Consider the following 8817-nt stretch of genomic DNA (forward strand, 5'->3'; position numbering starts at 1 on the left):
ACAGCACCTGCGGGAGCTCGCCGGCGCCGTAGAGGCGCGAGTAGAGCAAGCGTTCCAGCACGATGCTCGCGCCGGCGACGACAGCGAATGCAGCCACCAGCGCCAGCGGAAACGGCACGCCGAAGCGGCTGATCGTCCATGTCAGAATATAGCCCCCGGCCATGGCGAACACGCCGTGGGCGAGATTCGCGATCTATGGGAGGGCGTCGGTCCTGGCGAGCGACGCCCTACCCCGCTGCGGAACCGCGGAAGCCTTCCTACTTGGCGGCAGGCTTCGCTGCCTTGATCGCAATGATCCCCTGATGCTCGCCCTTCGCGTTGTCCTTACAGGTCAGCATAACCATGTCGCCGGCCTTTACGGTCTTGAGCTCCCCTATGGCCTTCCCCATGACGGGCGCGGTCTTCGTCTCGCCCTTGTCGTCCTTGATCGTGATCGTTTTGGCCGTCACGTCGAAAGAAACGACTTGGACCGTCATGTTGTGTGTCGTGCCTGCGGCCTTGGCTGGAGCCTTGGCGCCGGCTGCGAAGGCCAGCCCGGCCACGAGCGCTACCGCCATCACCAATGCGATCATTCTCATGTTCATGGATCCTCCTCGGAATATTGTCCTGCTGGACGATACTCCGACGAAGCCTCCAGTGTCTACACTCATCTGTGCTCGTTTCACGTCTCGCGGTGCACGGCAGCCTCCCGCGTGAGCCAGGCTATCCAGATCCCGTGCCTCGCTCAGGGGTTCGCGAGGCAGGTCTCCCGGCGACGATGGTGTTATACACGTACCCGAGCGAGAGAAGATGTGCGCCGAGTTCCCGCGCTGTCGTGCTGAGACGCGCCCTTACACCCGGCCGGTTCGCTTGCCCGTGCCGTGGCAAAGCTGACAGGTGCCGGAACCATCGCACGCGCCGCACGGGAGATACCAGTTACGTCTCCACCACGCGCTCCGCGTCGTCCGCGTGCCGGTTCCAGAGCACTTCGCGCACTTCCCCGAACCCTCGCAGAAGGGGCAGAGATTAGTCTTCCCGTCGCCCGCAGGATCCCGGTTGTCTCCGTGCAAGGTTCCCGCTCGCGAGCCAGCCGCGCTTTGCCCCGCTACGGCATTCTACGCGCCGGGCACACGGGCGCCACGAGTGTCGATCGTGCGCCCCTCTTCGCCCCGCCGACACTGACCCGACTGAGCCGAGGACCAGATCCGGCCGGACCGTACTGCTACTCGCGGATCCCAGGGCGATGCGCAGGATGTGGCGCTCTTCGTCGCATTGACTAACAACAACCAGAACGGTGACCCAAGTCCTATTTTCACCAAGCGATCCTTGCGTCTTACAAATTTGGCATGATTGTCGGCAGACGTTTCGCCGTACACTACAATCACGACAAGCGTCCTGAGCAGTCCGCGGGACACATCTGTCGCAACAGGAGAGCTTCCATGGACGACTGGAAACGCTGCACTGCTCCCGTGGTACGGAGCCTGGATACGCGGTCCATTCGGGAGGCCCTGGGTTTCGCTCAGGCCGGTTCCGCCGCCGGGGATTCGACGAGCAAGGGTGGTCGCACGGCGACCCCGATGGCGGCGGCGACGGGTCGCGCACGGATCTGGCCGCTCGTCTCGTCGACGACGATGGACGGCCCGGATTCCGACGGCCGACTCTGGTCAGTGGATTCTGCCGTTCGTCGCTTGCGACAACGTGGGGTTTCCGTCACATCGTCCCGAACCGGACGAGGAAGGCTTCTAGCGTGATCAAGAGAGGCCCTTCGACACACGCTTCGATGCTGGTGCACAACAAATCGGTGAGGCCCATTCGCACCGCAGGTGGGTGCCTTCTCGATCAAGTGCGTCGGATCGGCGACAAGGGAGCTGCATGCGGGAAGTGAATCGGCCCGACGAGTTGCGAGGCGTGCGTCGTGCGCGCGGCTTGACAGTGGATCAGGTCGCGTCACGGATCGGGATCACCGGCCGGCTGCTTCGGTCTCTCGAGATTGGCGATCTCATCCCGGACGGCGATCTGGCAGATCGATGGGAATCGGCTGTTACGGAGGAGGTTCCAAGCCGGCGATCGTCATTACGGGCGAAGCTGCCGGTACCCGGGGGGGACCAAACTAGTCTCCGGGACCCAGTTGACGCCGAATCGGAGGATCCGTGCACACGATGATCGAGGTGCACACGATCCGCCTGGCGGAGGGGATTCACCTGACGACGCGGCGGAACGAATCGTCGGACGGCATCCCGGTGCTCGTGGTGGACGGCAGCTCGTTCTCGTGCGTCGGCGTGACGGCACGAGGGCCTGCGGAGAACATCGTCCGCCGCTGGGCCGCTCGGCCCGAGAGATCGTCCGCGGAGCGAGCGTTCGCTGCGCTCTTCCTGGTCGGACGAAGGAACTCGTGGTCTCGAATGCCGCTGATGTCCCGCTTGATTGACGCGGGCCTTTGAGCTCGAGTCGAGCCCATTTCACGAGGGACGCTCCGGATTTGTCGCTTCTTGCCGGGCGTGGACCGTGCGCACGCGCCACGAGGTCGTCTATACCCACCCGAATGATGAGGAGATGCGCGGGAAGGTGCGGGGGCTGGTGTGCTGACTAGCCCCTGTTCCGGGCTATCGTGGCCGAGCCCCCCCGCGTCGTTCACCGCGATCGTCAGGTGGTCTCTGAGGGAGGACGAAGTTCGGCAGATCCCGCAGTCCCGTATAGTCGAACATCTCGTAGTTCGGTTGGCGAGCGGTGGCTGAGAGCGCGTAGCTATGCAGGTTCTGCCTAGGGATGAACGGGTAGAAGCGAATCTCGTGATAGGTCCTCTTTCTGGCTCTCCAGGTCCAATTCACCACCAGCGGCGGAACCAAGAAGCCGGACTTGAGGACCTTACTCATGACCTGCCAACCTGCGCCACGTATCCTGGCAACCGGGCGGGAGCGCACGGTCTTAACCTGCGCGCGAAAAGCACAGGCGGTGCACTGGACATCGAATAGCGGATAGTTCGGGGGAAGGACCATCAGCGGCCTTTGGTAGTTCGGACACCGGCACAGCTCCACGACATCCTGCTCGCCCTTCCGTCCAATCCTCTGCGTTGTTGGCACCTTTCCCCCAGCATCGGATTCGTAAAGTCTACACATGTGTAGAAGGGGGTCAAGCAGCATCTTGGCATGCCACGCCAGAGGGTGTCCCTGCGCCGAAGGCTTGCACGAGGGCTCGTGCAGATTCGAGGCGGCCAGTCCCAGAACGAGTTCTCGCGAAAGGCCGGCGTTTCGGGTCCTACGATCAATCGAATCGAGAACGAGATTCAGAACGTCTCGCTCGATACGCTCGAGAAGCTGTGCATCCGTCTAAAGTGCGATATCGCCGACCTTTTCCCTCCGGGTAAGAGTGAGGATTAGCCGAAGCGCCCGGCGACGGGGGCGTTCCCGGACGCGGAGCAGAGAACGCAGATGGTCTGCCCTTGAGCCTGCTCAAGGTGGGCCAGTCGATGCGGGCGGGTCCGGCGGCGAGGGAACCGTGAACCGGACCGACGAGCGGGCGGTGTCGGGGTCCGGCGCCGGCTCGATCGCGGCCTCGAAGAGGTAGCGCCCCGGACGTAGTCCCCGCGCCGGAATCCGATCGAGGAGCGTCCTGCATCCGGACTCTCCTTCATCGAAACCGGCGAGCGGGACCGGGGAAAGCGAGCCGACGTCCGCGCCGTCCTCGTCGAGCAGCGCGCGTCGCACCACGCGGCCTTCGGCGCGCCGACGTCGCTCGAGACCGCAGGCGAGCGTCAGGACGGCGACTTCCGACTGGGCGTTCTGCAATCTCTGCACGAGAAGCGGCTCGAAGCTCGTGGAGCCGCCGATGTAGTCCCCCCTGAGGTCGGATGCCAGAGCGCCGTCCGCCGCGCGCGCGGCGGACGGGGACTGGATCACGACGTCTCGACCGGCGGGGTTCCCGAGGTAGGGTCCGACGAGGAATGGCCGCGAGATCGGGACCTCGGGAACTCGCACCGTCTCGCGCACCGCGGACGGAACGCGCCCGTCCGGGTCCACGAGAACGGCGTCAATTTCGTACTCGCCGGGGCCAAGGGTCGCGCGGTCCATGAACGATACGCGCCGCTCGCCTGCTCCCGCGCCCTCTCTCGCTCTCAGCGTCACCCTCCGGTCAAAGCGGAACACGCCAGCGGCGCGGCCGCGCACGGTGACCCCGAAATCCCGTATCGCGGCGTCTCCGCTGCCGGACAGGTCGACCGGGAAGTCCACGACAACGAGGCAATCCCAGCGCTTGCGGCCGCTTGGCCTCAAGGGGAAGACGTGGGTGCGCACGAGCCCGCCCTGGAACAGGTCGGGGAGCTGGTGGGCCGCGCGCAGGAGGTCCTTTCGCTCCGCGTCCTCGGAGCGGAAGACGTAGGCGGAGGGGTGCAGCACCCGAAGCCCGGGTCTGCGCACTTTCACGGTCAGCGCGCGGTCGCGGCCCAGGACGGCATCGCGGTCGTAGAAACCAACCGAATACCGGCAGTCGAGGTCGTGCTCGGCCCGGGCGAGGGCCAAGGTGTGGTTCCAGGTCTTCGCGGTTACGCGCCCGCCCGTCATCTCGGCGAGTCGGGTCAGACCATGGGCCTCGACCGCTCCGGGGCAGGAGTTCAGGAGATAGCCGCTCACGTCCATCGGGTAGATGGCGGTCCGCGACGCCGCGGCACGCGCGGCGATCCCGTCGTATCGCGCCTCGTTGGTCGCTGGACAGGGACCGGGGCCGTTGTTGTACAGAACGAGCACCTTGCTCCCGGGAACCCTTCCGAGACTGTCGAGAAGGGCGTCTAGGCCATTGAGGAGGGCGTCACCCCCGTAGCTCGCACTCCCGTCCCAGAGGGTAAGATCGTCTTCCATGCGATCGATCGTCCGGACGACATCGGCAGGATTGTGCGTGAACGGCTGCTCGACGCGGACGGTTCGGCCGATGGAGACAACGAGATACTCGTCCTCGTTGAGCCGCGAGCGCTTCCGGAACTCGCGTTTCAGGCGATCTAGCGCGACGCAAGGGTCCATATCGCTTTCCGATCGGCAAGCACCACGAACGCCAACGAAGCTGATGGCGATAACGACCCGCCGCGGTGGTGGGGCACCGCGCGGCGGCGGCTCGACGGAGGCCGTGGTTGCCGTCCCTCCCGGCAGATCGGCCTGCTCCGCCCCACATGTCGCGTCAAGCGTGTCTGCCTCATGCGACTTCCCGTCCACCTCGATCTCGAAGTCCTCGCGAGCGAGGCCCGGGACGGTATGCCCTTGCTCGTCGAGCGCGACGACATCCACAACCATGAGGCGCACGCCGACCTTCTCCACGAGTCCCGTTTTCAGGGGTCCGGGCGTAGTCCCTGCGCCGGCCGCCATGGCCGCGAGCGACGCGCCGAGCGCGATTACGGATCCACGCAGCCATCGCCGCCTAGAGACCGTCGGACCGCACCATGTGGCCATCGGGGGACCTCGCGCCTTTCGGGGAGCAGTACGTCGCGAGCGTGCCCCAGGGCGGCGCACGGTCAAGGACTCCGCCGACATCGTGCGGCGACGGACCCGCACGTCAGGAGACAGCCGCGTACCGCGAAGCAGCGAGGCGCGGCGAGCCGGGCTCCACCGTTACCTATCTCCCCGGCTGCTCACGTTCACTTGATCCTCAATTCTGTTCGCATTGCACGAACGATCTCATCCTTGAGCGATTCGGCGCGCTCTCCCAGTTCCTTCATCTCCGCGGCGACGGGTGAGTCGGTGTTGAACTGCTTGAGGTCTCCCAAAAGGGCAGTCGTCCTGCTCATGAGCCGTTCCTGAAGTGCCGTGAAATCCCGAACCAGCGAAAGGAGCTTTTCGGAACAGACCAAGGTCAGCCCATGGAGTTCGCTCTTGGCCTTCGAGAACGCAGACGCTGTCCGCAGCGTGAATTCCCGGACGTCCACGTTGAGTGCCTCAAGGTCGCCTCCGCCCCGCAGGATGTCGGAGAAGTGCCTCCCCATGGTATCGCGCATGAAGCTCTCAAAGTCGATCCGAGCCGTCGCGGCCATGTCATCCAGGGCCTTGAGGAATGCTTTGTACTCCGCGTACTTGTGATCGAACCTCTCTTTCCGCCGCTCCTCGCGCACCTTCAGGAAATAAAAGAGAACTGGGGACACGATGGACGAAACAGCGAGGCTGACCATCGCCGGAGTCAGGAATCCTTCGCTCACGGTGTCCGCCATCTTTCACCAACCGTCTGCCCGGGGTTGCAGGTGCCCCGATCGACGTCCGTAGGCTGCGGGACTCGCTGGCGCGGGGCGTGCGCATGCAAGGCCATTGACCCGTGGGCCCCGCAGCGTAACGGCGATGTCAGCCAGCCACGTTCCAACCCAGATCGAGAAGCGCCTTCCGCACCGCCGAAACGTCCGTTCCCCACGATGGCGAGTCGCCTGTTCCATGCAGTACGACTACACGGAAGTCCGCAGAAGAGACGAATCGGCCCATGATGTTCCGAAACTGCGCGGCTGTGACATGCACGTCCGACATGTGCGCGGGGACCAGCAATAGGAGCTTTTTCCCCAGGCGATGGCATAGGAGATCCATGACAGCTCCTCGGACCTGCTTCGCTGTTCGCGAGTCCACCTCTACCGCGACGCCATCGCCCACGACGCCGTCAATCCGGCCAGGATGGCCCGCGCCGAAGTCGATTTCAAGAGCCGGGCCATATTGCGCGTAGGCGTTACCGCAAGCGCGTGAAAGCAGCTCCTTTCCGTACGCGTCGTGACTTCCCATGGGCGATAACCACGCCTTTCCTCTGGCGACGTCGCCGCTGACCTGCGGGTCGGTGTGGCGCGGCCCGTTCGGTTTGCTACCTCCATGGCGAAATGCCCACCCAGCCAGCTTCGACGGCGCGACTCGGTGACTCCCCCGGCCCCCTCGCTCGCTGCCCGGGAGCATACGCCGGTCGCGCTCGAGGGGGAAGGGGCGGGATCGCAGTCGGGCGGAGGCGGTAGTTCCGAGCCAGTTCGAGGCCGTTGCTGCACCTGGCAACGCGCGAACACCCAGCGATGGTCACCGAAATCGAAGCGCTGTTCCTCACACCCCTCTGCCGCATCGCACGGCAGGATCGCAGAAAGCCTTCCTACGATCCGCTCAAGACGGATAGGACAATCAAGTTGCAGACCGAGTGGGCAATTATCGGTGCGACGAGCCCCCGCGTGAAGATCCTCAAGAGGCTGAAGACAACCGCCATTACCGCGTATCCGATCAGGTACTGCGGCACCCCGTGCACCGCGGCGAAGACGATGGCGGTGGCGGAAACGCCAGCGACAACGCCAAAGCGGTTCTGCACGAGGTCATGGAGTCTCCCGCGAAAATAGAGTTCCTCGGCCACGGGCGCTGCGACGGCGCCCAAGAACGCAACCGCGAAGGTGCCACCTGACTCCCGAAGGAACTCCGCGTAGTCAAAACGGGTCACGCCGAGCCAGGTCAGCACCTGGTCGTGGACCCATTCGAGGGCAACGAGCCCTACTCCGCCAACCAGGCCGAGCAAGACGCTTCGAGGGCCGACCGCGAACCATTGCCGTAGCTTGGCACGTTCCTGAAGGACCACGTAACCGAGCATCAGCACCAGCATCAGAGCAGTGGCGGGCACAATCAGGCGGCGCGGAGATCGGTTCTTGTCGAACTCTGCTCGGGCTGCGGCAATGTTCCCACGTTGCTCGTTTCGGATTCGTTCGTATTCCTCGTGAATGTGGGCCTCGATCGTGGTGCCGTCGCGCAGCGTGAACACGGCCGACTTGATTTCGGGCGTGAAGGAACCTCCGCAGAGCAAGAACACCCCGGCGGTGGCCACGTACGATGCCACGGAGACCGCCACCCACATGACCAGGTCGATAAGCAGGTTCCGCGTCATGGACGACATGGCGAAGTCCTCGGGATCGGGGAGAGATCGGGCCTCGATCCCGCCATGGTTCTGATCAGGTGACCATCCTCACGCACCCACGTGGCCGGTTCTCCGTCGTCCCCCGTCGTTGCATCGCTGGGGACGCGCGGGTCCCCACTCAGCGGGGGGCGAGTATACGCCGCCGTGGATTGCACGAGATCCCCTGTATTCTCGTGCGCGGGGAGCCACACCGAGGCGGGAGCGTGGTGCGGCGGCACGCCGGCGTACGGCTACGATCTCCTGTACCACGACTCCACGGGGCGGCCCTACCAGCGCGTCCGCTGGCTCGAATCGGGCGACAAAGAGGTCTACGACATCGAAGGGCGCCTCACGCGCGTCCTGCCGCGAGGTGAGCGCCTCAACTCCAGCAAGCGGGACGTGGCGCGGCTCCTTCCCTCAACTCCGGAACGGATCGCGGTCATCCAGCGGATCTTCCGCGATGCGTCGAGCTCGGTCGGGGATGCAGGTGGATCGCGTGCGGTCTCAACCGCGACGGCATCCCCTCTCCTCGAAATGGCAACTGGTCCTCGAACGCCCACTCGAAGTGGAGCCTCAGCACCATCCGGGAGATCCTCCGCAACCCCGCCTACCGTGGCGACACGGTCTGGAATCGGAAACATTCGCGAAGTTCCACCGCGTGCAGGGCGGAATCGCGGTCGAGCGGCCCCGGGTCGACGCGGACGAGCCCAGGGAGAACGCCCAGGCCGACTGGATCGTCGTGCCGGGCACGCACGACCCCTTGGTCCCGCCGACGACGTTCGACCGCGCCCAGGAACTGATGCACGCACGCGCCAAGAACGTCGGGCCGAGGAACGCTCGTGCGGGGAACGGCCTGCGATCCCCGTTCCTTCTCTCCGGCCTCGTCACCTGTGCCCGCTGTGGCCAGGCGTACCAGGGCAGGACCGTCAACAGCATGAAGCACCGCAAGGACGGCTCGAAGATCAAGACGCT

At 64.9% G+C, this 8817-nt stretch carries 7 protein-coding genes; 3 read left to right on the top strand and 4 right to left on the bottom strand.

Annotated elements, in window-relative coordinates; genetic code table 11:
- Positions 1–257: 257 nt before the first annotated feature.
- On the bottom strand, positions 258–584 hold the full coding sequence (locus LAO51_18820) for a hypothetical protein (protein ID MBZ5640795.1): 327 nt from the start codon (positions 582–584) through the stop codon (positions 258–260).
- Between the two features lie 1545 nt (positions 585–2129).
- Here LAO51_18820 and LAO51_18825 point away from each other — a divergent pair.
- Together LAO51_18825 and LAO51_18830 are read left to right on the top strand one after the other, a co-directional pair.
- Positions 2130–2420 (top strand): hypothetical protein, encoded by a 291-nt coding sequence (locus LAO51_18825; protein ID MBZ5640796.1) that lies wholly within the window; start codon positions 2130–2132, stop codon positions 2418–2420.
- A gap of 753 nt (positions 2421–3173) precedes the next feature.
- Positions 3174–3356, top strand: a complete 183-nt coding sequence (locus tag LAO51_18830) for a helix-turn-helix domain-containing protein (protein ID MBZ5640797.1) — start codon at positions 3174–3176, stop codon at positions 3354–3356.
- 72 nt (positions 3357–3428) lie between these two features.
- On the opposite strand, the gene LAO51_18835 is transcribed toward LAO51_18830, so the two are convergent.
- The 3 genes from LAO51_18835 to LAO51_18845 all read right to left on the bottom strand — a co-directional run bounded on the left by LAO51_18835 (position 3429) and on the right by LAO51_18845 (position 7845).
- On the bottom strand, positions 3429–5264 hold the full coding sequence (locus LAO51_18835; protein ID MBZ5640798.1) for a hypothetical protein: 1836 nt from the start codon (positions 5262–5264) through the stop codon (positions 3429–3431).
- Positions 5265–5596: 332 nt separating this feature from the next.
- The gene (locus LAO51_18840) at positions 5597–6163 is read right to left on the bottom strand and encodes a hypothetical protein (GenBank protein MBZ5640799.1); all 567 of its coding nucleotides are present in this window, start codon (positions 6161–6163) and stop codon (positions 5597–5599) included.
- Between the two features lie 899 nt (positions 6164–7062).
- Entirely contained in the window at positions 7063–7845 is a 783-nt protein-coding gene (locus tag LAO51_18845) for a CPBP family intramembrane metalloprotease (protein MBZ5640800.1), read from the bottom strand.
- Positions 7846–8336: 491 nt separating this feature from the next.
- On the opposite strand from LAO51_18845, the gene LAO51_18850 reads away from it, so the two are divergent.
- Positions 8337–8645 (top strand): recombinase family protein, encoded by a 309-nt coding sequence (locus LAO51_18850; GenBank protein MBZ5640801.1) that lies wholly within the window; start codon positions 8337–8339, stop codon positions 8643–8645.
- The last annotated feature ends 172 nt before the right edge of the window (positions 8646–8817 follow it).

The organism is Terriglobia bacterium, assembly GCA_020073205.1.
Taxonomy (GTDB): domain Bacteria; phylum Acidobacteriota; class Polarisedimenticolia; order Polarisedimenticolales; family JAIQFR01; genus JAIQFR01.

Bases quoted from the DNA above. Each gene is read 5' to 3' on its own strand.
- LAO51_18820 (MBZ5640795.1), bottom strand. From the start codon at position 584: ATGAACATGAGAATGATCGCATTGGTGATGGCGGTAGCGCTCGTGGCC.
- LAO51_18840 (MBZ5640799.1), bottom strand. From the start codon at position 6,163: ATGGCGGACACCGTGAGCGAAGGATTCCTGACTCCGGCGATGGTCAGC.
- LAO51_18845 (MBZ5640800.1), bottom strand. From the start codon at position 7,845: ATGTCGTCCATGACGCGGAACCTGCTTATCGACCTGGTCATGTGGGTG.